Source organism: Polaribacter sp. 20A6 (assembly GCF_011378915.1).
GTDB lineage: Bacteria > Bacteroidota > Bacteroidia > Flavobacteriales > Flavobacteriaceae > Polaribacter > Polaribacter sejongensis.
In genome coordinates this window covers 559,207-583,988 of sequence record NZ_WTPZ01000002.1, presented here as the reverse complement: position 1 = coordinate 583,988, position 24,782 = coordinate 559,207, and the positions used below count along the sequence as shown (strand labels likewise).

The 24,782-nt window shown below is 30.8% G+C and carries 17 protein-coding genes; 6 read left to right on the top strand and 11 right to left on the bottom strand.

The window, feature by feature from the left end; all coding sequences use genetic code 11:
- Positions 1–3: 3 nt before the first annotated feature.
- From GQS57_RS06330 to rnpA, 3 genes are read right to left on the bottom strand one after another with little or no spacing between them, the layout of a single operon-like run.
- Positions 4–1,683, bottom strand: a complete 1,680-nt coding sequence (locus tag GQS57_RS06330) for a hypothetical protein (RefSeq protein WP_165731729.1) — start codon at positions 1,681–1,683, stop codon at positions 4–6.
- A gap of 27 nt (positions 1,684–1,710) precedes the next feature.
- The gene (locus GQS57_RS06325; RefSeq protein ID WP_165731728.1) at positions 1,711–3,342 is read right to left on the bottom strand and encodes a S41 family peptidase; all 1,632 of its coding nucleotides are present in this window, start codon (positions 3,340–3,342) and stop codon (positions 1,711–1,713) included.
- Positions 3,329–3,721, bottom strand: a complete 393-nt coding sequence (rnpA, locus tag GQS57_RS06320) for a ribonuclease P protein component (protein ID WP_165731727.1) — start codon at positions 3,719–3,721, stop codon at positions 3,329–3,331. Before rnpA ends, GQS57_RS06325 begins: the two co-directional genes overlap by 14 nt.
- 196 nt (positions 3,722–3,917) lie before the next feature.
- Between rnpA and GQS57_RS06315 the strand changes: the two genes are divergently transcribed.
- The 4 genes from GQS57_RS06315 (at position 3,918) to GQS57_RS06300 (ending at position 12,921) form a co-directional block, all read left to right on the top strand.
- On the top strand, positions 3,918–5,096 hold the full coding sequence (locus GQS57_RS06315; RefSeq protein WP_165731726.1) for an acyl-CoA dehydrogenase family protein: 1,179 nt from the start codon (positions 3,918–3,920) through the stop codon (positions 5,094–5,096).
- Positions 5,097–5,252: 156 nt separating this feature from the next.
- Complete coding sequence (locus tag GQS57_RS06310; protein WP_165731725.1) at positions 5,253–8,702, top strand: hypothetical protein; 3,450 nt, start codon at positions 5,253–5,255, stop codon at positions 8,700–8,702.
- Between the two features lie 466 nt (positions 8,703–9,168).
- Positions 9,169–11,910, top strand: a complete 2,742-nt coding sequence (locus tag GQS57_RS06305) for an outer membrane beta-barrel protein (RefSeq protein ID WP_165731724.1) — start codon at positions 9,169–9,171, stop codon at positions 11,908–11,910.
- A gap of 108 nt (positions 11,911–12,018) precedes the next feature.
- On the top strand, positions 12,019–12,921 hold the full coding sequence (locus GQS57_RS06300) for a YihY/virulence factor BrkB family protein (RefSeq protein ID WP_165731723.1): 903 nt from the start codon (positions 12,019–12,021) through the stop codon (positions 12,919–12,921).
- A gap of 22 nt (positions 12,922–12,943) precedes the next feature.
- Here GQS57_RS06300 and GQS57_RS06295 read toward each other — a convergent pair whose 3' ends face one another.
- From GQS57_RS06295 to GQS57_RS06275, 5 genes are all read right to left on the bottom strand, one after another.
- Positions 12,944–13,129 (bottom strand): DUF2892 domain-containing protein, encoded by a 186-nt coding sequence (locus tag GQS57_RS06295; protein ID WP_165731722.1) that lies wholly within the window; start codon positions 13,127–13,129, stop codon positions 12,944–12,946.
- Positions 13,130–13,148: 19 nt separating this feature from the next.
- Positions 13,149–13,454 carry a hypothetical protein gene (locus tag GQS57_RS06290; protein WP_165731721.1) on the bottom strand — a complete coding sequence of 102 codons (306 nt, stop codon included), beginning with the start codon at positions 13,452–13,454 and terminating at the stop codon, positions 13,149–13,151.
- 99 nt (positions 13,455–13,553) lie between these two features.
- A complete protein-coding gene (locus tag GQS57_RS06285) occupies positions 13,554–16,748 on the bottom strand; it encodes an efflux RND transporter permease subunit (RefSeq protein WP_165731720.1) in 3,195 nt (1,064 codons plus the stop codon).
- Positions 16,749–16,954: 206 nt separating this feature from the next.
- The gene (locus tag GQS57_RS06280) at positions 16,955–18,034 is read right to left on the bottom strand and encodes an efflux RND transporter periplasmic adaptor subunit (RefSeq protein WP_165731719.1); all 1,080 of its coding nucleotides are present in this window, start codon (positions 18,032–18,034) and stop codon (positions 16,955–16,957) included.
- 55 nt (positions 18,035–18,089) lie between these two features.
- Positions 18,090–19,400, bottom strand: coding sequence for a TolC family protein (locus tag GQS57_RS06275; protein WP_165731718.1), 1,311 nt, complete (start codon positions 19,398–19,400; stop codon positions 18,090–18,092).
- Between the two features lie 306 nt (positions 19,401–19,706).
- On the opposite strand from GQS57_RS06275, the gene GQS57_RS06270 reads away from it, so the two are divergent.
- The gene (locus GQS57_RS06270; RefSeq protein ID WP_165731717.1) at positions 19,707–21,104 is read left to right on the top strand and encodes a nicotinate phosphoribosyltransferase; all 1,398 of its coding nucleotides are present in this window, start codon (positions 19,707–19,709) and stop codon (positions 21,102–21,104) included.
- Positions 21,105–21,169: 65 nt separating this feature from the next.
- A complete protein-coding gene (gene pncA / locus GQS57_RS06265) occupies positions 21,170–21,775 on the top strand; it encodes a bifunctional nicotinamidase/pyrazinamidase (protein WP_165731716.1) in 606 nt (201 codons plus the stop codon).
- Between the two features lie 85 nt (positions 21,776–21,860).
- On the opposite strand, the gene GQS57_RS06260 is transcribed toward pncA, so the two are convergent.
- The 3 genes from GQS57_RS06260 to GQS57_RS06250 all read right to left on the bottom strand — a co-directional run bounded on the left by GQS57_RS06260 (position 21,861) and on the right by GQS57_RS06250 (position 24,779).
- On the bottom strand, positions 21,861–22,997 hold the full coding sequence (locus GQS57_RS06260) for a PepSY domain-containing protein (RefSeq protein WP_205860221.1): 1,137 nt from the start codon (positions 22,995–22,997) through the stop codon (positions 21,861–21,863).
- An 87-nt stretch (positions 22,998–23,084) separates the two neighbouring features.
- On the bottom strand, positions 23,085–23,681 hold the full coding sequence (locus GQS57_RS06255) for a hypothetical protein (protein WP_165731714.1): 597 nt from the start codon (positions 23,679–23,681) through the stop codon (positions 23,085–23,087).
- 51 nt (positions 23,682–23,732) lie between these two features.
- Entirely contained in the window at positions 23,733–24,779 is a 1,047-nt protein-coding gene (locus tag GQS57_RS06250; RefSeq protein WP_165731713.1) for an alpha/beta hydrolase, read from the bottom strand.
- Positions 24,780–24,782 lie beyond the last annotated feature (3 nt).

The following is a 24,782-nucleotide window of genomic DNA, read 5'->3' as shown; positions in this document are numbered from 1 at the left end:
CTATTAAAAAATTTGTTCTAATATTTTTTGAGTAATCGCGTATGTTGGTGTAACACCTGTCATCCCTAAACCTCCAGAAGCTAATGTTGCTCCTGTTTCTAGCGGATTATCTGATGCATAATAGGCATATCTTACTTTTACGTTTTTAGAAATATTCCCTCTAATTTTAGAGGCAGATTGTATTGCTTTTTGATAATGAGCACCTTCCATTTCTAAACCAATAACATTCCATGTAGAATCATGGAAAAACTGTAACAAATCTTTATTCTGTAATGAAGTTCCTAAAACAGAAATCATAGAACCATCAAAAACTTCTACTCCAAAACCTTCTAAATCTTCTTTAGACAACTCGTTTTTAAACGGATAATTATCTGCAGTACCTTCAAAAATATGTGCAGTAGGAATCATAATATCTCCTTTTCCACCTTCTAAAATACCTGCTTTACCCATTATAGAAACAGATTTCACATCTAAATGATTTTTCTTCTTTGTATTTTTATACGGTTTTAAAAGCTCATCCATAGTTTCGTAAGCTTGCTCTCCAAAAGCATAATCCATTACAATGATAACAGGCTTTTTATTCACAGAATTTACTTTATCAAACGGAGAATCTTCAAAATTAATTTTTTCTGTATCTATTACTTGAACATTAATATTGGTACCCGAAGTATCTTTAATATAGATTAATCCATTTTCTGAAGCATATTCCTTAACTGCCTTTTGCAAAGGCTTGCTATTAGAATTACTTAATAATTGAAACAGCCCAAAACCTTCATGCTCTTCAGCCTCTTTTGGCAACGCACCTTTGGCATAAATAGAATTTAAGACACTGTGCATGTTGGCACTAATAATATGAATTGGTCTTTTTAGTAGACTATTTTCTTTTAGTACTTTTTTAATATTATTAGCCCAAATATCTCCATAAATATGGTGTCCTATTTCTTCAATTAAAACAGAGCTAAAAGTAACTTTTCTCTTTTTATTATCTAAAACCTCATCAATCGCTAATTTACCCAACCAATAAATTAAATGAAAAAATCGATCCTTTTTTTCTGATGTTGCAAATGCTTTATGAATATCTATTACTTCCTCAAAAGTTCTTCCTAAAATATTACTTAAATGAGCAGTAGCAACCTCTCTTTCTTGGTCTGTAATTTCTTTATTATAGATTACAATATCTTCTAAATATTTCCATTCTCTAATAAAATCTGTCCCTTCACTTATAGTAACTCTTTTTTGAATTTTATGAGATTCTATAAATAAGAACGTTAAATGTGTAAGAATATCATAGATTTCAGATCGACCACGTGTAATCTCTATATTCATTTGGTCTTTGTCTATTCTGTAACAATTTCTTCTTCTTTTTGGAGGAATTATTGTTTCAAAATGAGAATCACTATAACCTTCATCTGCAGTTAAGTTTATAAATTGGCATTCTTCAATTCCTCTTGGAAGCCTTTCAATTACATATATTAAACCATTCAACTCAATTCTTTCTTCTGCAATTGAACCATAAATTTCTGGTCTTAATAAAAGTAAAGATTTACGTAAAGTTTCTCCAGAAATACCCATTGGCTTGTAAAAACCTCTACTAAATAAATGACGCATAGAAATATATAATTTTTCTATTGCATTTGTAGACTCGTGAGCTCTAGTTCTATCTGTTTTATTTATTTTTGTCATTTTCAATTTTAATTTTCAAATATAAAATTATTTAGCGGATAAAATTTGCTTATATTTTTCTTGGTTTTTTAATACGTTAACCGCTTCTCTTATAACCAAATCATTCTTTAATTTATGGTTATATACTCCCTCATCAAAATAGTATTTATTTAGAATTTCTTCTTCAAGAACTATTTTAAGAATATCTTTATTCTTAGTGATTTCATCTACTTTATTTTTAAATAATTTTTCTTGAATTTTCTCATATTCATTAGAAATATTATTTACTGTTATAGCTTTATACGCTTCTTTAAACAAAGCTTCTTGCTTGGTAACAAATGTGGTATCTAACTCTAAATAATTAGTGAATTTATTAAAATCAGCCTCTTTAAATTCAAAATTAAGAGCACTTTCTATTGATGGATGCTGATAATAATAATTTACAGCAAAATTAAAAATAGCTTTAGAGTTTAAGATCATCTCAGTTGCTTCTGTTTTTTCTGATGTTTTAATAACTACATCTGGCAAAACACCGCCACCATCATATACTTTTCTTCCGTTTGCCGTTTTAAACTCATTTATTCCTGCATCAGAAAATTTAGGAACTTTTCCGTTTTTATCTCTATTAGCATAGTCCAACTCTTGAATACATCGACCACTTGGCGTATAATACTTAGAAATTGTTAATTTTAATTGGGTACCGTATGTCAATTTTCTATAACGCTGCACTAATCCTTTTCCAAAAGAACGCTGCCCCATAATTACAGCTCTATCATAATCTTGCAAAGAACCACTTACAATTTCTGATGCCGAAGCAGAACGTCCGTTTACTAAAACTACAATCGGTATTTCTAAATCTAAAGGATCATTTGTACTTTTATACGTATTGCTCCATTTTTTAACTTTTGCTTTTGTAGAAACAATCACCTCTCCTTTTGGTAAAAAAAAATTAGAAATATTTATAGATTCTAGCAAAGAACCTCCAGGATTCCCTCTTAAATCGAAAACCAGTTGCTTCATACCCGCTTTCTTTAATTTTCTAAATGCTTTTTTTACTTCGGATGATGCTTTTTCATTAAAGCGTGTTAATACAATATATCCCGTTTCTTCATCGATCATTTCAGAAAAAGGCACTGGATTTATCACTACTTTATCCCTCGTTATTTCTTTCTGAATCCTTTTTCCTTGTCTTTCTATCTCTGCAGAAAAACTACTATTTGGTGTTCCTTTTATCAACATAGAAAGTTGCTCACTTTCCATATCTTTTACAGATTGGCCATCAATAGAAACAATAATGTCTCCTGGTTTTAAACCTGCTTTATCTGCCGAATATCCCTTAAAAATTTCTTTAATCTGAATTCCTTGTTTTACATAATAAACAGAAACACCAATACCGCCATACTCTCCTTCTCTTAATATTTTTGCATCTTCTACATCTTGCTCATTGTAAAAGTTGGTATAAGGATCTAAATCTTTAAGCGTATTTTTAATAGCGCTATTTGTTAATTCTGCAGGATTAATTTCATCTACATAATACATATTTAACTCTTTAAATAATGTATTGTAAATTTCAATTTGTTTTGCAACCTCAAAAAATTTCGATTTAAATGCAAACGATAAAAAGATTGTTCCTACTAAAAGAACAATAATTGTATTTTTTGAAAACTTAAACCTCTTCATTTTTTTTATTTTTTACTTCACTAACAAACCGAGTTAGTAATTTTTCCATTTTTAAGAATATCTCGTCATAAGTACATTTATCTTTCCCAATATACGAAATCATAAAAACATAAGGTTGCTCTAAATTATTGTAGACAATTTCTTTTTGCAAACGATAGGATTCTCGCATTAACCGCTTTATTCTGTTTCTATCTACAGCCAGTTTAAAATTACGTTTAGGAACAGAAACCCCTACTTGAGCTGGGAATTCTGAGGTATGATCTGTTTGTAAAAAAATCATTCTAAGAGGATACGCTTTCACAGAATTTCTCTCTTCGTAAAGTTTTTCTATGAGCTTTTTACTTTTTAAACGCTCTTCTTTTCCTAAGGTATGCTTCATGCATACAAACTTAATAGAAATCATCTACTTTTTATAGATTTTGTATCTTTAACTTTCATATTTATTGCTTTATTAAAGTTTAATTTCTGACAAATAAAAATATAAATATTAAACAACAATCAATATATTTGTTTAAAAACACACATATTGTTCAAAAAATAAGATTAAATTCGAATCCACTTTTAGATATAAACTTATGAAACAAGATCTTTTTCAAGCGCCAGATTATTATAATCTAGATGATTTATTATCCGAAGAAAACAAACTAGTAAGAAGTGCAGCTCGAGAATGGGTAAAACGAGACGTTTCTCCTATTATTGAAGAATATGCTCAAAAAGCAGAGTTTCCAACTCAAATTATTAGTGGTTTGGCAGAAATTGGTGCTTTTGGCCCTTACATTCCAGAAGAATACGGTGGTGCAGGATTAGATCAAATTTCTTACGGATTAATTATGCAAGAAATAGAACGTGGAGATTCTGGAGTTCGCTCTACAGCTTCTGTGCAATCTTCTTTAGTAATGTATCCTATTTTTAAATATGGAAATGAAGCACAACGTAAAAAGTATTTACCAAAATTAGCTTCTGGCGAATGGATGGGCTGTTTTGGATTAACAGAACCAAATCACGGTTCTAATCCGTCTGGTATGGAAACCAAGTTTAAAGATATGGGAGATCACTATCTTTTAAATGGTGCAAAAATGTGGATTTCTAACGCGCCTTTTGCGCAAGTTGCCGTTGTTTGGGCAAAAAATGAAGAAGGTAGAATTCATGGTTTATTGGTAGAACGCGGAATGGAAGGTTTTACAACACCTACCACACATAATAAATGGTCTTTGCGTGCATCTGCAACAGGAGAACTTATTTTTGATAATGTAAAAGTGCCTAAAGAAAATTTATTACCAAATAAATCTGGACTCGGAGCACCTTTAGGTTGTTTAGATTCTGCAAGATTCGGAATTGCTTGGGGCGCAATTGGTGCTGCAATGGATTGTTACGATACCGCTTTACGTTATTGTAAAGAACGTGAACAGTTTGGCAAACCGATTGGCCAATTTCAATTACAACAGAAAAAATTAGCAGAAATGATTACTGAAATCACCAAAGCACAATTATTAGCCTGGAGATTAGGTACTTTAAAGAATGAAGGAAAAGCAACTTCTGCTCAGATTTCTATGGCAAAAAGAAATAATGTCGACATGGCTATTCATATTGCAAGAGAAGCGAGACAAATGTTAGGTGGAATGGGCATTACTGGTGAGTATTCTATAATGCGTCACATGATGAATCTGGAAAGTGTAATTACCTATGAAGGAACGCATGACATTCACCTATTAATTACAGGTTTAGATGTAACTGGTTTAAGTGCTTTTAAGTAGTGTTTTTTATGGTTTGGTTAAACGTTTAACAAATGTTGAAATTAAGACAAAAATCAATAAAACGATTTATTTTCAACAAGAGTTAAATACTTAGTGTTTCAGTAACTTAGCAATGAAAATTTTATGGTATTTTTATATGAGTTTAAAAATATCATTATGCAAGAAACTAGAAATGACATTATTCAGTTTATTAACCTACAATTAGCTTCATTAGGACAACCTACTTTTAAGGACAAACCAGAAAATTCTATTCAATTTTTAGATCCGAAATTTGAGGAATTAACTTGCAGTCTTATTAAAAGTATCAAGCAAAGATCTAGATTATTATCGGACCATCTTTCTCCTGCAGATTCAAGAATACAAGCATTTATTAATGATTATTTAAAAAAAGTGTCTATTAATAAATCTCTTGTAATACCAAACAACACGTTGGTATTAACTAAAAAAGGACAAGCAAGAGAACTTAGTTTACCTCCAGATGGTGATTCTTTTAAAAGTAATTTAGTTACTACTAGCAGAATAAAACAAGGTATTTTAAACAATCCATTAAACGATAAAAGGACAACAAAAGGAACTTTTCATATTGTAAAAGGCAGCTTACCTGTACCATTAGACAAAAAAGAAGTTCCGCAAGAAACTTTTGCGCATTTATTGCATTCAGCTTTTAATCCTTCGGATGATTTAAAAACACTTCCGTTTACCTCTAGTCAAGATAAACAAGCCAAAGTAATGGTTTCTTCACTTTTAAGACCTGTGGTTTGTCCGGAAGTTAAAGGAGTAATCTCAGAAAAATCATTAGAGGTTCGCTTTTTTGTACCAGGAAACTTAGTAAGTAATTTAGATTTTGTAGAGTCAATTTTCGGCAATGCCGGAGACCATAACTTAGCACAAAATGATGCTGCTTTAGATACAGAACACTGGACAGGACATACTGGCTGTATTGTTTTAGCTCCACAATTAAAAGAATTAAAAAAGAAAGATGTTGGCTTACCTCATTTTGATGATGCTACAGAACGTCAGAAAAAAGACGGAATGTGTTGGGAAAATGAAGAGGAACTTTATAATGAAGGTGGTGCTTTTAAAATTACCTGTAGAGATGATAGAGGTGTTGTAGTTACCCTAATTGCAGATAATTATTACGGATATTCCAAAAAAGAAATAAAAACTCAAATTAGTTATTCTGCCAACCTATTTGGTTTGGTAGAAGAAGAACATGCAGGTGGTGCAATTGCATTTGCTAGAAGAGTTATGGGCGATACCGTAGATGGTAAAGTGCAATCTGAATTCTATAACTTTAAACATACTTTTGAAGGTGTAAAACAACTTTTAGGAGATACCATAGAGGTAAAACCAGAAAACTATGCGGTAGATAAAAAATACCCAAACATTGTTTACATCCCGGAGTTTGCATACATAAACACCAATACTAACAGCATTACTTGGATGCATAAAAGTAAAGAGCAAAAATTAACATTGTCTCCTTACAAAACTTACATACACCCTACGGGAAGTAAATTAAAATTAGAAAAACATAAATCTATCGATTTATGGAGAATTATAGAAACATTTGCAGAAGGTGTTTTTTGCCACAAACCATGTACAGTTTCTGGTGGTGGTAAATCTGAGATTTCTAAACCAATGCAAAATGCTATTACGTATAGTACTTTTAACATTCATAATATAGAAGAAGACTTTAAAAAGGCCGACGAAATTATAGAGTATGTATATTCTAATCGATGGAAAGTAAAAGACCCAAACAGACCAATTTCTAGATCTTTTTTAAGTGAAAAAAGAACGTTAAGTTCTGCTGTTAAATTATTAATTCCGTCGAAACATAATTCTGATGAGTTCAATCAATTTTTAGAAGAAATTCCTGTACACATTCGTTCTTTAGTGCTTTTTGTAAAAAGGTTATACAGACAAGCACACGGAACTTTAAATTGGAAAGAGTACATGTCTGTTGAAATTATCAACGGAAAAAAAGGAACGAGTTTATTATACAACAACACACCAGTTGTTGGTAGTTATGTTCGTATTGGTTTTAATGAACAAGGAAATTGGATGTTAAACAAATTACGTTCAGATTTCTCTCCTTCAGAAAAAGTACAAACAGAAGATGATATTACAGCTTCTATTACCATACCTAGAAATCAATTAAAAAACTTAAACCCTGAATTCACCAATAAAAGTTTAAAATTATTAACTAATTGCGAGGCACATCTTTTTCAAAGACCAGATGAAGCGGTAGTAAGAGGTTATGATAAAGCTGCCGAATTAGATTTGGTAACAAACGGCCGTTTTTTAACCAACTACGAGTTACTTAAAAAAGAAGATGCCATTGCTTTATACGAAGACACTATCAACTTTGATAAATATACAAAACCAGTTAAAGATTTTATTGAAAGTATTGTTAAAAGTGATAAAAAAGAACAGTTTTTTGCTCTGCCTTCTCATACGAGAATTGTAAATGGTGAACCTACCAAAAACCCTCGTTATTTAGAGCCTTGTAAAAATGTTGTAGAAACTGAAGATACTTATTTAGCGGATATTGGTGTTCGTTTAGTTAGAAAAATTAACTTAAACGAACCTGTATATCATGTTGTAAATGCTGTTTTACCTGGTAGAAGAAATAATCCTGTTGATAAAGCTGCAGGAATAAGACCTTTGGCAGTTTATAACCCAATTCACTACCAAGAAGCGCCAGAATTATTTATGGACTTTATCTGTAGTTTAACAGGGAAATCTCCATCTACTACTGGAGCTGGTACAGAAGGAGCTTTAACAAAAGCACCATTTAACATGCTTACTCCAACAACAGACTTAAATAACGCATTGTTGTCTCATATCTTAACAGAATCTAATGGATTTAGCACTGCTGCAGGTTATGTAGGTGCAGAAAATAAAATAGACCACGATGTTAGTTTATTAATCCCTGAAATTTGGGCAAGACTAGAACCTAAAGACAGGGATCCTAAAGAGTTAATTAAAAATGGTTCTTTAGAAAAAATTAATGATTTTGAATACGAAGGAGAAACTATTTTAGCAAGTAGATTAGGATACAGAATTACAAAAACATTTTCTTACAGATGTCTAAATAGAATTTTTGATGAACCTACAGCTGTTTTTAGCGAAAGAATGTTAAAACCAGAATTACAAGGTTTAGAAGATTTTGTAGATGGAATTAAAAATATTACTGAAGCACAACAAAAGGTGGCTTTAAACTATTTTGAAGATGGAAGCATAACTGCTGCTATTCCGCCATTAAAAGTGCTGTTACATATTATGGCATATGGTAATTATGAAGGAAAAGACATTAGTGATCCAGAATTACGTAAATTATTTGAAAGAGAGTATGTAATTAACAGCGATTGGTACAAAGAGAGATTACAATTAAAACAGCAAAAAGACATTGCTTTTTATGATAATCAAATAAAATATTCTGAAGATTTTATTGCAAATCCTTATAACAATTCTATTGCTTCAGAAATGGATATCAATACACGATTAGAAAACTTAAAACTACAATACAAACATGTAATTTCTAATGAATATTTAGAGAGTTTAATGGGGACAATTGGTACAGATCCTTTATATAGAAAGGGATAATAACTAAATTAAGCTAAGAAGCTTTTAGCAAAATATGAGGGCATCGCTTACAGTTGATGCCCTTTTTTTTATACTTATTACAACAGCTACTCTTTGGTTTTATGCAATTAGACGAACAAACACTATCACAAACGGATGTATTTAACATAGAAACTACGGGCTTACTTTCAGTATAAAAAACAATCATCTTAAATAATTATGCGACAAATATAGTCTTTATTTAGAATAAATAAATATAACAAAACGATAAAATTACTAATTTATCATACTTACCAACTTTTTATCACATCACCTTCAACGTTTTACCCTAATAAAATAGGCTTACCATTTTTAAAAAAGAGAAAAAGAAGACACCATCTAAAACCTAAAGTTTTGTTAAAAACCCTTATTTATCAATTCTTTAATTAAACCTTTGTTTCTTTATTTAGTTACACTTGTTCACACCTCATTTAATCAACCAATAATAATGAAGAAAGTTCTTTTACTCATCTGCTTAATTTTTACTTGTATCACCTATTCTCAAACTAAGGAATTTAAAATTACTGGTACAATAACATCTCTAGAAGATAATGAATTGCTAGAATCTGCAACCGTACATGCAGAACGTTTAAAAGACAGCAGTATTATTTCTTATACAATAACCGACGCTAAAGGTTATTTTAATGTTGAAGGTAAAACAGCAGATAGCCAAATAAAATTAGTAGTTTCATATATTGGTTATAAACCGTACACAAAAATAATTAATACAAAAAACCAGCATGTTGGTAATTTAAACTTAGAACTCGCTAATGCATTAGATGCTGTTGTTATTAGATCTAGTGCTCCTATCACCATAAAAAAAGATACCGTAGAATTTAATGTAAAATCTTTTAAAACAAAGAAGGATGCCAATGTAGAAGATTTATTAAAAAAACTACCAGGAGTAGAAGTAGATGATGAAGGAGCAATTACGGTAAACGGAAAATCTGTAAATAAAATACTTGTTAACGGAAAGCCTTTCTTTGGAAACGACCCAACTATTACAACAAGAAACCTTACCAAAGATATTATTGAAAAAATACAAATTTCAGATACAAAAACCAATGCTCAAGCCTTTGCTGGCGAAGATTCTGATGGAGAAAACAAAACCATAAACCTTACCATAAAAAAAGAAAACAATAAAGGCTATTTTGGTAAAACTGCTGCAGGAATCGGTACAGACGACAGATATGAATATGCAGGTATGGCAACCCGTTTTAAAGGAAGCGAACGAATAGGACTTTTAGCCGGTGGTAATAATATAAACTCTCCTGGTTTTAGTTTTGGAAATCAAAGAATGCAATTTGGTGGAAATAATAGAAGCTTTGGAGGCGGACAAGGTATTGTTACTTCTAACAATTATGGTTTAAATTACATAAATGCTTTTGGCAAAATGTTTGAACTTTCTAGTGATTACTTCTATAAAAATAGTGAATCGGACAATAAAACAACGAGCAACAGAGAAACATTCTTAGCCGACGGAACAAGCTTTTCTACAAATTCTTACAACACTTCTTTTAATGAAAGCGACAGTCATGATGCAAGTGTCGATTTTGAAATTGAAATTGACAGTACTTTTAGAATTGACATAGAATCTGATTTTAATGCTGATATTAACAAAAACACTTATACAAGTAATTCAGAAAGTTTTAATAACAGTAATACACTTACAAACGATTCTAACTCTAACTCAATTGCAGATTCTAATAGCAAAAAGTTTAATAATGAAGTAAATTTAACCAAGATGTTTGGCAGTAGAGGTGCTTTTTTAAGAGTAGAACTGACAGCAAATATTGATAAATCTGAAACAGAAGATTTGGTAAAATCTGAAACCAATATTTATGGTGATACCCCAAATCAAATACTTAGAGACCAGTATTCAGATGGAAATACAGACAAAACGGAAATTGGTAGTGAGGTTACCTATCGTTTTCCAATAATATCAAGACTATTATATTTTGATGTTGGTTATGAATATTCAAACACAAAAACAACAAAAATAAGAAGTACGTTTAACTTGGATCAAAACACCAACGATTACACAGATTTCAGCAACCTATTAAGTACCGATTTCGAATACCAAGACAACGTTAAAAAACCACGTGCAAAATTATCTTTCCGAAATGAAAAATGGTCTACATCTGCAGATATTGCTTACGTAAACAGAACTTTAAAAAATACAGATTTTTTAAGACCGGAAACCAATTTAGAAAGAGAATTTAACAACTTAGAGTACGGATTAGGGTTTCGTTTTAGAAAAAACAGAACCAGCAGCTATCGACTTAAATATAACTTTAGAAACGGAACACCTTCTTTATATCAATTACAACCATTTAGAGATGAATCTAATCCTTTAAATATTGTAACCGGTAACCCAGAATTAGATCCTACTAAAACACATAGTATTCGTTTTGGAGTCTCTAATTTTAATTGGCAAGACAGAACTGGTTTTTGGGCTTTTGGTAATGCTTCTTTTACAAACGATAGAGTAATTGCAAATACTATAATAGATCAAAATACACTTATTAGAGAAACTTCTTATGCCAACGTAGATGGTTTTTATAGCATACAAGGTGGTGGAAGTTATAGTGTAACAAAAAAATGGGAAGATTTTGGTAGTTTAAAATCAGAATTTACGGTTTTTGGAAATCTTAATAAAAACATTAACTTTAATAATGGAGTACAATATTCTAGTAAAGCAACGTCAATTTCTCCAAGAATTGGTTTTGATTTTATGTGGGATGATGTATTTGAAATTAGACCTTCTTATGCTGTTTCTTTCAACAGAAACACCTACGACATTGATAGTTTTAGTGATAAAAACTTTACAAGTCATGATGTTTTAATAAGCACCTCTACATTTCTACCTAAAAAGTTAGAATGGAGAAATGATGTAAAGTTTAATTACAATCCAAATATTGCTGATGGATTTCAAAAAAGTGCTTGGTTTTGGAATGCGACCTTGCGTTATTCAATCTTAAAAGACCAAGGAGCAGTTGGTATAAAAGTATATGATATTTTAAATCAAAATACAAATGCAAGAAGAGTAGCTACAGAAGATTATATTCAAGATTCTTCTAGTACCGTTTTACAACAATACGCAATGTTAACCTTTACTTGGAAGTTTAATAGCCTAGGAGGTGAAGGAAAAAAGTTTGAACCATCAAGAAAAAGAAGATATAGAGGATAAAATATAAATTTTAATACTTTTATTTTACTAAGAATTTTAAAAGTAACAAAACACACATCTTAAAAAAAGAAATTATAGATCTATAATTTTGCTGTAATTTTGCTATGTATGACAGATAAAAAAGAAAATACAGAAAGAAAAAAATTTAAACTAACACATTTACCTGAATTATTGTTAACAAGTGCAAAAGCTTGGTTTAAAGATGACCCTTTTAATAAAGCTGCAATTATTGCTTATTATGCAATACTGTCTTTACCTGCACTACTAATAATTATATTTAACCTTGTTGGTTCTATTTGGGGAAAAGAAATAGTAGAAGGACAAATTTTAAACGAAATATCTAACGCTATTGGTGCCGAAACGGCAGAAACAATAAAAGGAATGATGGTTAATGATGGAAGTAAAAAAACGTCATTATTTACAACCATCATTGGTATTGCAACTTTACTATATGGTTCTACAGGTGTGTTTTTTCAAATACAAAATATTTTAGACACCATTTGGGATGCAAAACCTAGATTTAAAAATGGTGTTTTAGAAACTGTTTTTGTAAGATTAAAAAGTTTTGGTTTTATCTTAATTATTGTTTTCTTACTACTAATAAGTCTCGTTTTAACCTCACTACTTAGTACTTTTGGAGAAAATTTAAAAAATATTATTTCTAGTGAATTGGTAAATTCTATTTTTACGTTGGATATTTTTATTTCCTTAGCTTCTATTTATTTTGTTTTTGCAGCAATGTTTAAAATTTTACCGAATGCAAATGTACCATGGAGAGCAGTTAGAATTGGTGCTTTGTTAACCTCAATTCTTTTTGTTGTTGGTAAATATTTACTTGCAATTTACTTTAGCGAAGTAGAACCAGGTTCTACCTATGGTGCCGCTGGCTCTATAATATTAGTAATGCTATGGGTTTCTTACACTAGTTTAATTCTCTTCTATGGCGCACATTTTACAAGAGCTTATTCAATAAAATATCTTTTAAAACAACCAGAAAAAATTATCGAATAAGTCTCAGTTTTAAGATCGGCTCTTATTTTTTAACGCCTAATTTCACTAAAATGGTTTCTAATAAACACCATTTTGTAAATGCAGATTGTATTAAATTTAGTCCAATAAAAACTCCGAACCACAACCAATTTACGCTCACATAATAGGTTAGTACAACCATTAACAAAACCATTACTCCTACTATAACTCTAAAATATTTATTTAACATTTCTTACTCTAATTTTTAATTATATATATCTTTCTATTGGCAGAACAATTGCTTTTAAAGGATTATTTGTTTTAATTTTTTTATTAAAATCTTCTATTAATACAAACAAACCATCTATTTTTTCTGCTTCCGTAAAAGAGAAAAACATGATAGATTCATTGCCATTCTTCTCTGCAGAAAACCAATTAGAAGCCTTTAATAATTGAGGTACATTTTTATGTCCATCAATATCAGAACTACTAAAGTTTTCAATATTTGCTTTCTTGAAGATTTTTAAAACCTCCTTTTGAAATTCTTCGACTGCTGTAACTATTACTAATTTCATGAGTTTTTCCTTTTTTGCTTCCCGCAGATCTCACGGATAATCGCAGATTTTTATTTAACTCTTCTGCATAAATCCGCGTAATCTGCGGGAAAAAGTTCTTTATTTATAATTTTTCTTCTCTATCATATAATATACTAACGGCACAACTAACAACGTTAATACCGTAGAAACAATGGTTCCTCCCATTAATGATATTGCTAGTCCTTGAAAAATAGGATCAAACAAAATAACAAATGCTCCAATTACAACAGTTCCTGCAGTTAATAAAATAGGAGTAGTTCTTACAGCTCCTGCTTCAATACAAGCTTGTTTTAAAGGAATTCCTTCATCCGTTCTTAAGTTGATGAAATCAATCAGTAAAACCGAGTTCCGAACCATAATTCCCGCCAGGGCAATCATTCCAATAAATGATGTTGCTGTAAAAAAGGCACCCATAATCCAGTGTCCTAAAATAATTCCTATTAATGATAACGGTATAGCAACCATCATTACAATGGGTGCTTTAAAGTTTTGAAACCATCCAACAATTAAAATATAAATTAAGATAATAGCGCCTAAAAAGGCGATACCTAAATCTCTAAAAACTTCTAAGGTAATTTGCCATTCTCCATCCCATTTCACGGTATAATTGTCTTCAAAATCTGGCTGACCTAAATACATTTCGTCTAATTTAAAGCCTTCAGGAAGTTTTATTTCTTTCAATTTTTCTTCCATTCCTAAAATTGCATACGCCGGACTTTCTAATTCTCCTGCCATATCAGCTGTTACATAAACTACACGTTTTTGGTTTTTTCTATAAATACTTTTTGCAGCAATCGTTTCTTTAATTTCAACCAAATCAGCAATTGGCACCATATTTCCTTGTTTAGATTTTACTTTTAATTGAGAAATATCAGAAATAGTAGACTTTTCTTTTTCATCTAAACTCAACACCAACCCAACTTGATTTACAGCATTTTCATCATACAAATTAGTAACAGGTCTGTTAGACAACGCCATATTCATGGTATACGCAATTTGTTGTGGCGCAACACCATATAACATTGCTTTTTCTTTGTTAATTTCAAATTGATATTCTGTTTGGTCTGCTTCCACCATCCAATCTACATCTACAACATCGGCAGTGTTTTTTAGGATATTCTGAACATCATTTGCAATTCTCATTTGCTCATTATAATCTGGTCCATACACCTCAGCAACAATGGTAGATAAAACTGGAGGTCCTGGTGGAACTTCTACCAACTTTACATTTGCATTATATTTAGCAGCAATACGTTGTATTTCTGGTCTTAATAATTTTGCAATTCCATGACTCTGAATACTTCGTTCTCCCTTATCAACCAAATTGACTTGAATATCTGCCATATTAGATCCACCACGTAAATCGTAATGACGTACCAAACCGTTAAAAGTAATCGGAGCAGAAGTACCAATATAATTCTGATAATTCACCACTTCTGGTCTTGTCGCTAAATATTGCGAAATTTCTTGTGCTACAACGCCTGTTCTTTCTAAAGTAGTTCCTTCTGGCATATCTATTACTACCTGAAACTCATTTTTGTTATCAAAAGGTAACATTTTTACAGCTACAGAATTGGTGAAAAACAATACCATTGTTGCCATTAAAACCACAAATGTTCCACCTAAAAACAACCAACGTAACTTTCCGTTTTCTAACAAAGGTCTTTCAAACTTGTTATAAATTCGATAAATAAAAGTTTCTTCTAAAGGTTTTTCAACTTTCTCTACACCTCCTTTTTTGTCTTTTTCTCTTAAGAAAATATATCCTAAATAAGGTGTAATTGTCAACGCAACAAATAATGATAAAATCATTGCAATTGATGCTCCAATTGGCATTGGCGCCATATAAGGCCCCATTAAACCAGACACAAAAGCCATTGGTAAAACAGAAGCAATCACTGTAAATGTTGCTAATATTGTTGGATTACCAACCTCATTAATTGCATACAAAGCCGCTTGTTTAAAAGGCAGTCGTTTCATCTTAAAATGTCGATGCATATTTTCTGCAATAATTATGGAATCATCCACCACAATACCCGTTACAAACACCAATGCAAATAAAGTAATTCTGTTTAGCGTGTAATCCATCATGTAATAGCTCAACAACGTTAAAGCAAACGTAATTGGTACAGATAAAAATACAACCAAACCACCACGCCAACCCATTGCCAACATAACAACCAATGTTACCGCAAAGATAGAACCGATCAAATGCCATAACAATTCAGATACTTTATGAGAAGCAGTTTCTCCGTAATTTCTTGTAATTTCTACATGAACATCATCCGGAATTAAAGTAGTTCGTAAATGGTCTACTTTTGTTAAAATAACTTCCGCAATTTTCATTGCATCTGCACCTTTTCTTTTCGCTACCGAAATGGTAACCGCAGGATATTCAGATTTGTAATCAGCAGATTTATCACTCGCTTTTCCAAAACCTAAAGACACATAATTTTGAGGGATTTCAGGCCCATCAACAATGTTGGCAATTTGTTTTAAATAAATAGGTCTGTTCTGCTGTACCCCAACCACTAAATTCTCTACATCTGTTACAGACGCTAAAAAGGTACCAGTATTTACTAAAAATTCAGTATCATTTTTATCAAAACTACCAGAAATTAATTGGGTATTATTGGCTTTTATCATTTCAGAAACCGATAAGAAATCCAATCCACTTGCAGCCAATTTATCTTTATCTAAAACCACACGTAACTGACGATTTCTTCCACCAATTTTATGCGTAATAGAAACATCATTTACCTTCTTAATTTCCGATTCTAACTCTTGCGCCATTTGGCTTAATTGATAATCGCTGTAGTTTTCACTCCACAACGTTAACCCCAACATTGGCACATCATCAATAGCACGAGTTTTAACCAACGGAAACGTAACACCCGCAGGCATTTGATCCATGTGTTTGTTAATTTCGTTGTATAACTTCACAAAAGAACGCTCAATATCTTCGCCCACATAAAATTGCACAATTACCATTGCTTTTTCGTTCATAGAAGTAGAATGCACATACTCCACACCCTTAATATTAGAAATTAATTTCTCTAAAGGTTTTACAACTCTACTTTCTACTTCTGTAGGACTCGCACCCGGATAACCCACAAAAATATCTGCCATTGGCACATCAATTTGCGGCTCTTCTTCCCTCGGAATCAAAAACGAAGCATACACACCAACCACCATAAAAACGATCATTAGCAACACGGTCAATTTCGATCCAATAAAGACTTTTGCAATTTTTCCAGCTAAACCTTCTTTCATATTTTCTTATATTTTGGGCGTTTTAACAGGCTATCCGTTACAATCTTTTTTTGCCATATATGGCAGAAAAAGGATTTCCACTGCTATCCTTAACGCGACAATTCTTATTCTTAACTAAATTTGTTATTTTATTTATACCTACAAGGTTTTTGAAACCTTGCAGGAGTATTCCTTACTGTATATGCCTACTGATGAATAAATACTGCCTACTGAACACTAACTTTAGCCCCATTAAATAACTTCCCTTCCGCAGAAACAATGTAAGATTCATCAGCATTTAAACCCGATAAAACCTCAACATTATTTCCATACGTTCTACCTAAACGCAACCAACGCAACATTGCTGTATTACTTTCACTTACTGTATACACACCAGATAATTGACCGTTAGTTACAATTGCTTCATTAGGAATTAAAACCAATTCCGATTTCACTTTTCTTTCTACCGGAAACTGAACTGTAGCAAACATCCCAGATAAAACTGGTACATCTGTTTTATCTAAATTGATTTTTACTAAATATTGTCCACCTGTATTTTTAGCAGAAGTACTTACTTCCGTAACTTTTCCTGTTAATGTTTTATCCATAGATTTCACAAGTACACTTACAGTTGTTCCTTTTTTAATTTGCGAAATTTCTGTCTCAGGAACCATGGCAATTACTTCAAACTCTTTAGGAGTTTCTATACTAATTAAAGGCATTCCTGGGTTTGCCATATCTCCACTTTCAATATTTTTACTTGTAACTACACCACTAAAAGGCGCTGTTATGTTAGAATACGCAAACTGTGCATTAATTTCATTTTTCATTTGATTTGCAGATTCTAAACCTGCTTTTGCCATTTCGTAATTTGCAGTCATGTCATCCATTTCTTTTTGAGTAACACTTTTACTCTCAAATAAATTTTTAAAACGATTGTAATTCTTTTCGGCGTTGTTAAAAGCAGTTTTTGCTTGTGTAATTCCTGCGTTTACTTGTCCTTTTTTAGCTTGTAAATCAGCATTATTAATAGAAATTAACAACTGACCTTTTCTAACTTTATCACCAACATTTACATGTACCTTTTTTACGAAACCCATGATTCTTGTGCTTAAATCGGCACTATTCGTTGCCTCAATTTTTCCACTTACAGACAAAAACGGACTGTTACTATTTACAGCAACTTTGCTAACTGAAATTTTAATTGCAGGTGTATTATCTACTGTAGCTTTTTTTTCTTCACTTCCACAACTCGTCATTATTAATGAAGCTGTAAATAATGCTATTATGTGTATGTATTTTTTCATTGAATTTGGTTTTATTTTTTTACTAAAAACTGCGACTGCTTGCTGTCAACTTTCTTTATTTCTTGGTTAGGAAGTTTAAATAGGTTTGTGTAAAATTGAATTGATAAATTGTTTGATAATATTCTAATTGTTTTTGTGCAAATTGCGTTTCTGCCATTAATAAATCAGACGTTTTTTCTAAACCTTCTTTAAACCTGTTTTTTCTAATTCTTAAAGACTCTTCAGATTGTTGCACCGCTAAATCTGTTAATTCTAAACTGTTTTTTGCATCTACCAATTGACGTTTTACTTTGTTCAACTCTAAATTACTTTTAGACATATATTGATTGTATTCTAACTTCGATTTTTCTAATTCGGCTTTACTTTTTTGTGCTTTTCCAAAACGTTTAGAACCCTGAAAAATATCCCAACTTAGTTGAGCACCAATTAAATACCCATTTGCATCACCCTGAAAAATTTTATTGTCATACATTTCATAACTTCCAAAGGCATTTAAACGCGGTAGAAAAGCCATTTTATCTGCTTTATTCATTGCTTCGTATGCTTTAGAAGCCAAATGCATCGCTTTTATATCTGCTCTATTTTCAGAAATTATTTTGTTATCAACATTAAAACTAGCAACAACTAAACTTTCTGTTGGTTTGTAAACTATGTAACTTTCATCATTCATTAAAAATGATAGATAATTAGAGGCATTTTGCACATTACTTTTAGTTGTTTGCAATTGGTTTTTAACTTCTGTAACTCTTATTTCAACATTTAAAACATCAGCTTGCTGTAAAAAACCTTGTTTAAAACTATTGTCTGCCATTTGTTTATTTGCATTTGCAGCTTCTAACGCTTTTTCTAAAACAGCTACTGCTTTGTATGCTAATTGTAATTGCATGTATGCTTTTTCAACTTCAAAGGCTAAATAATCTTGCGTTCTTTCCGTTTTTAAAGACATCGCTTCCATTTTAGTTTTGGCAGCTTTTCTTTGATAAAAGCCATCTAAATTAATTAATGGTTGCTGTATTTCTATCTTCGTTGCAAAGTTCCTAGTAGTTGTTGGATCATTTAATAAATCTGGATTAAAATCTGCAGCTGTTAAAATTTCTTGGTTCAATTTAGAACCAAAAGACATTAAAGGGTTTGTTGTAGAAATACCTGTATGACTTGCTGTAATGTTTGGTAAAAACACCGCATTTGTTTGTCTATAATCTGCTTTAGAAGCATTAAACTCTTCCTCTGAAATCTGAATCGTTGTATTTTTCTCCGCAACTTTAGCTAAGACTTCTGCTTTTGATATTGGTTTTATTTCTTGCGCTTCTACCAGAAAAGTAACTGTAAATAAGCAGAGTATGGTTATGTATATTGTGTTTTTCATGTATTCTTTAATTATCTGTGGCAAATGTACATTAGACTATTTCTCTAGTCAGTAACATAAGTTACCGAGCAAAGAATGATAGTTCGCTATAGTTGCATACTTATTTTTACGAAACACACGGATTCACTACCACAAATAGAATTAAAAGTAGTTCTAGGATAAACTATTATAAAAATTTTCACAAATAAAAGAACGATTATGGGAGTTATAGAAATGTTTAAAATAAAGGAATGCACTTTTTTTCTGAAGGCTTAGGAATAATATCTCTTTTTTTAAATACCTTCACAATTTTAAAACCAAATTGGCATGAATATTACAGCATCTTACACAGACCTTTATCAACTTACTATGGCCGAAGTTTATTTTAAGACGAAACCAGATGGACTCGCTGTCTTTGATTATTATTACCGTCACAACCCTTTTAATGGTGGTTATTCTATTTTTGCAGGGTTAGAAGATGTATTAGATATTTTAGAAACTTTTAAATTTTCAGCTTCCGATATTGTATATTTAGAACAACATGGTTTTCAGAATGATTTTTTAGAATACTTGAAGAATTTTAGTTTTAAAGGAACTATTTTTTCAAGTAAGGAAGGTGATGTCGTTTTTCCAAATCGCCCTATTTTACAAGTAGAAGCTAATATTATTGAAGCACAGATTATAGAAACCTTTTTACTAAATATTCTTAATTTTCAGACCTTAATAGCAACCAAAGCAAGCAGAATTAAATATAGCACAGAAAAAGAGATTTTGCTAGATATGGGCTTACGTCGTGCTCATGCTACTGGAGGATATTATGCCTCGAGAGCCGCTATAATTGGTGGTTTTGATAGTACAAGTAATGTCATTGCTGCCAAAGATTATAACATTCCGTCTACGGGTACAATGGCACACTCATTCATTCAGAGCTATAAAGAAGAAATACAAGCATTTAGAGATTTTGCAAGCATACGACCAAAAGGCTGTGTACTTTTAATAGATACCTACAATAGTTTAAAAAGTGGATTACCAAAAGCGATTACGGTAGCCAAAGAAATGGAAGCTAGAGGAGAAAAATTACTTGGAGTCCGTTTAGATAGTGGTGATTTGGCATATTTATCTAAAAAAACGAGAGCAATTTTAGACGAAGCCGGTTTAGATTATGTAAAAATTGTAGCCTCTAATCAATTGGATGAATATGTTATAAAAAGTCTTAAAGAGCAAGAAGCTCCTATTGATATTTTTGGTGTTGGAACTAATTTAGTTACAGGAAATCCTGATGCTGCCATGGATGGTGTTTATAAATTATCAGAATACAATGGAGAGCCAAGAATTAAACTTTCCGAAAACATTATAAAAGTATCATTACCTTACAAAAAACAGGTTTATAGAATGTTAGATGATAAAGGCATGTTTTATGGTGCGGATGCTGTAGTACTATATAAAGAAGGCGAAGTAGCGAAAATAGAACACCCTTTTGATGCTACAAAGAGTTTAAATTTAGAAGCTTTTAAACAAGAACCATTGCTAGAGAAAGTTATGGAAAATGGAAAAAAAATAGTCTCTTCTAGATCTGTTTCTGAAATTGCTGCATATTCTAAATCGCGTTTAGCACAACTTCCTAATGAATACAAACGTTTTCAAAATCCGCATATTTACAAAATAGGATTGAGTTTAAAACTAAAACAAGACCGTGATCAATTGATACAAGAACATAAATTTTAAATTGAATATTCAGGAGACTATTGTGTCTTGCATGATTATATATTAATTTTAAATAAAAACGATTTATGAAAACACTCCTTATAATCGATGTACAAAACGACTTTATGCCAATTGGATCGCTTCCTGTTCCTAATGGAGATAAAATAGTTTCAATTATCAATGAGATACAACCTAAATTTGATTTAGTGATTGCTACCCAAGATTGGCATCCTGAGGATCATATTAGTTTTGCTTCCAATCATAATGGAGCATCTCCTTTTGATGAAATTGAAATAAAAGGACAACCACAAACCTTATGGCCAAATCATTGTGTACAAGGATCTAAAGGAGCAAAATTACATCCTAAACTAAACACATTAAAATGTGAAAGCATTTTTAGAAAAGGAACTGATAAGGAGATTGATAGCTATAGTGCCTTTTATGATAATGGACACCTAAAATCTACAGGATTAGCTGGATATTTAAAAGAAAAAGGGACTAGCCAACTTTTTATATGCGGATTAGCCGCAGATATTTGTGTTTATTATTCCATTCGTGATGCAGTTAAAGAAGGTTTTGATTGTTTTTTTATTGAAGACGCTTCCGAAGCACTAGACAATGAAGATTTTAAGAAAATTAAAGAAGATATGATTGATATGGGAGTTAAAATAATTTCTTCGGAATTTATATAACGCCTTTTCTTAAGAAAATCACACTCTTTAAATTTATAACATTAACACCTGTTTTACAAGTGATTAAAATCCATAAAAAAGGATATTACACATTCTTTTTTCTTATTTTTTTAAACCAAATAATAAAACCTGTTACTGGTAACGAGCATCCAACTAAACTAATTAGAAAATAAATAATGATAGTTGGTAGCCCCATAATTTCTCCTGTATGCAATGGTTTTGCAATTAACTTAAACTGTTCATGTAATGCTAAATTTTTAAATAGTTCTTGTTTTCTAACTTTACCATCAATTGAAAATTCTATTTTATCTGGCACATAAAAATTCAACAAATTGTCAGTATTCATTTTAGTGATATTGATGCTTTTAGTGTTTTCTTTTGCTAACAGAATTACTTTTGTTCCCTCATTTTTTAAAATACTATCTGTTTTTAAAAGAATTGATTGCAAACTACTTTCCTTTTTTAAAACAGTATTTTCTTTTGCTGATAAATCATCAAACAAGACATCAAAAGAACTTGATAAGGATTCTTTTAATGCAATATTAGTGTCAGATATTACAATAGAATCTCCTCCTAAGCCAATAATAACAGCATTTTTTACCCAATGAAAAGAAACATACAAACCGGTCACTGAAATAAAAAACAGCAACAAAATGGAATAAAACCCTAAAACTCTATGCAAATCATAATTTACACGATGAAACTTGGCGTCTAGCTTTATTTTTAAACTTTTTTTAAGTTGATTTATCTTTTTAGGCAACCAAATTATAAATCCAGAAAACAGCAGAAAAATAAAAATTAAAACAGCCACTCCGTTTATAAACTTACCAACATCACCTGCCAACAAAAATCGGTGGACTTCTAAAATAAAATCAAAAAAGGCAATTGAAGTCGTATTTTTAACACCCAATAATTCCCCAGAAATAGGATTGTAATATGCAGAAACTCCAGTATTATCCTTACTGAATGATGAAACTAAAACACTTTTATTATTTTCTTTGAAAACAGTAATATTAGTTGCACCACCAAACTGATTTTCAAAATTATTTAAAATAGTATCAATCGCTATTTTAGAACTGTTATTATCTAATTTTACATAAACAACATCACGATCTATAAGATTTTCTATTTGTGTTTTAAACGCATAAATACTCCCAGAAAGACAAACAATAAAAATTATTATAGATGATAAAAGTCCGAGCAACAGGTGCAGTACGGACATGATATACTTAAATAAGGATTCCTTCTTTCTTCTTTTACGAAGCAACTGTTTTTTCATTTATTACCTTCAAAAAAATTGTAAAAACGCTTATTCTTCGATTTTACCAACCTTATATTTATCAATCAATTTTAGATACGTATCAAACTGTTCTTCTGTCATCATTTTTTTAAAAGCTACTCTTCTACTTACATCAATTTCTTTATGATATTGCACATAAACATCTAGTTTCCCATGATAATTATCGTGATTTTCTCTTAAAACAGTAAAGAAGGTTTCGTTTGCTAAATCGTATTTTACAGATTGTAAACTATCTAAATCTAACTCGTTTTTAATTAATGCCATATTGTGTTTTTCTCTTCCAGATCTTTCAATATTTACTTCTTTAAAGTACGTTACATATTGCTTTTCATCTAAAATTTCCTTTATTTTTGCATCTTGTTCTGCAAAAATTATTTTCTGAGCAGCTAAAGCAGCATCTCTATCTCCTTTTGCATCAATCCAAGCTTGTTTTGCTTGTGCTGTATATGCGGTTGCAATTTTATCAAACTTTGTAGTTTGTTCTTTTGTCAATGCAATTTTAGATTTTATCATTGGGAAATTAAACCTGCCTTTACTTTCTTTTTCACTACAACCAACAACAATTGTTAAGATTGCTATTATTAAAATTTTACTTATTAATTTCATGTTTATATTTTTTAATTGAACTTAACTTTTTTTCTTTATTCATCTAGAACGTTAATCTAATTTCTCTTTTAAATAAACATTATCTGGATCTTGTTTTTGATGGATCGTATTTAAAATTATCGCATTCTCTTTTTCTTTTAATTTTATTGCTAAATCTACGACTCTGTCTATATAAGCTCCTTGAGGTTTTAGATTAAAACCAATATTTTTTGACAACAAATTATATTGTGTTTCTAATATTGAAGGATTTTTTACTAGCTCTTTTACATTAATTCTAAAACCATTAAATATCGTTCTTAATCCATCAATTAATGATGGTAACACAACACTTCCGTGATCTTCGTCATTATAAAACTTAACATGATAATTTAAATTTTTAGGTGCTGTAACTTCCATTAATTGAAGTGCTTTCCTTTTAGCTTCAAAATGAGCAAAATGCTGTTTGCTAGGATCCTTTTGATTTCCTTTAGAGTTTGCATTTGCAAAAAACAAAGTGCTTCCTTTAAAATCTATTGTTTCTAAATTACTTTCTAACTTTTTTACAAGTACATTATCATCCCACCATAAACTTGGGTCTATAATTAAATAAGCATTAAATTCTGAAGGATTTTTTAACAAGGTATTAAACGCAAACAAGCCTCCAAATGAATGTCCTATAAGAATTTTATAATCTAATGTTCTATAAGTCTGATTAACTTTAGTAATTAATTCTTCTGTAATAAAAGACTCAAATTTTTTAGAACCTCCATTTTCATAAGATAAACTCGTAACTTTTGTAGGCGTTAAATCTCTAGATCTATTGGTGTTTTTTATTGCCACAATAATACATTCTGGCATTAATGGATAATATCCGTCGGATAATTTTTGAACAATACCTGTGGTAACATTAAAAAATTTTTCTCCGTCTAAAAGATAAATAACAGGGTATTTTTGATTGGCAAAATTCTTATTTGAATAATTTTCTGGTAATGACACCAAGTATTCTCTTTCTTCATCTAATATTTTTGATTGTATGGTTTTTACCTCTCCGATCTCAATTTTTTGAGCTTGAGATAAAAAAGACATCAAACAAAAAGCAAAAACAATTATATTTCTCATATC

What these genes read in the sequence shown, in the direction of transcription:
- GQS57_RS06275 (WP_165731718.1), bottom strand. Translation starts at nt 19,400, where the DNA reads ATGAAAAACACAATATACATAACCATACTCTGCTTATTTACAGTTACT.
- GQS57_RS06290 (WP_165731721.1), bottom strand. Translation starts at nt 13,454, where the DNA reads ATGAAATTAGTAATAGTTACAGCAGTCGAAGAATTTCAAAAGGAGGTT.
- GQS57_RS06280 (WP_165731719.1), bottom strand. Translation starts at nt 18,034, where the DNA reads ATGAAAAAATACATACACATAATAGCATTATTTACAGCTTCATTAATA.
- GQS57_RS06260 (WP_205860221.1), bottom strand. Translation starts at nt 22,997, where the DNA reads ATGTCCGTACTGCACCTGTTGCTCGGACTTTTATCATCTATAATAATT.
- rnpA (WP_165731727.1), bottom strand. Translation starts at nt 3,721, where the DNA reads ATGAAGCATACCTTAGGAAAAGAAGAGCGTTTAAAAAGTAAAAAGCTC.
- pncA (WP_165731716.1), top strand. Translation starts at nt 21,170, where the DNA reads ATGAAAACACTCCTTATAATCGATGTACAAAACGACTTTATGCCAATT.
- GQS57_RS06250 (WP_165731713.1), bottom strand. Translation starts at nt 24,779, where the DNA reads ATGAGAAATATAATTGTTTTTGCTTTTTGTTTGATGTCTTTTTTATCT.
- GQS57_RS06270 (WP_165731717.1), top strand. Translation starts at nt 19,707, where the DNA reads ATGAATATTACAGCATCTTACACAGACCTTTATCAACTTACTATGGCC.
- GQS57_RS06300 (WP_165731723.1), top strand. Translation starts at nt 12,019, where the DNA reads ATGACAGATAAAAAAGAAAATACAGAAAGAAAAAAATTTAAACTAACA.
- GQS57_RS06330 (WP_165731729.1), bottom strand. Translation starts at nt 1,683, where the DNA reads ATGACAAAAATAAATAAAACAGATAGAACTAGAGCTCACGAGTCTACA.
- GQS57_RS06310 (WP_165731725.1), top strand. Translation starts at nt 5,253, where the DNA reads ATGCAAGAAACTAGAAATGACATTATTCAGTTTATTAACCTACAATTA.
- GQS57_RS06255 (WP_165731714.1), bottom strand. Translation starts at nt 23,681, where the DNA reads ATGAAATTAATAAGTAAAATTTTAATAATAGCAATCTTAACAATTGTT.
- GQS57_RS06325 (WP_165731728.1), bottom strand. Translation starts at nt 3,342, where the DNA reads ATGAAGAGGTTTAAGTTTTCAAAAAATACAATTATTGTTCTTTTAGTA.
- GQS57_RS06315 (WP_165731726.1), top strand. Translation starts at nt 3,918, where the DNA reads ATGAAACAAGATCTTTTTCAAGCGCCAGATTATTATAATCTAGATGAT.
- GQS57_RS06295 (WP_165731722.1), bottom strand. Translation starts at nt 13,129, where the DNA reads ATGTTAAATAAATATTTTAGAGTTATAGTAGGAGTAATGGTTTTGTTA.
- GQS57_RS06305 (WP_165731724.1), top strand. Translation starts at nt 9,169, where the DNA reads ATGAAGAAAGTTCTTTTACTCATCTGCTTAATTTTTACTTGTATCACC.
- GQS57_RS06285 (WP_165731720.1), bottom strand. Translation starts at nt 16,748, where the DNA reads ATGAAAGAAGGTTTAGCTGGAAAAATTGCAAAAGTCTTTATTGGATCG.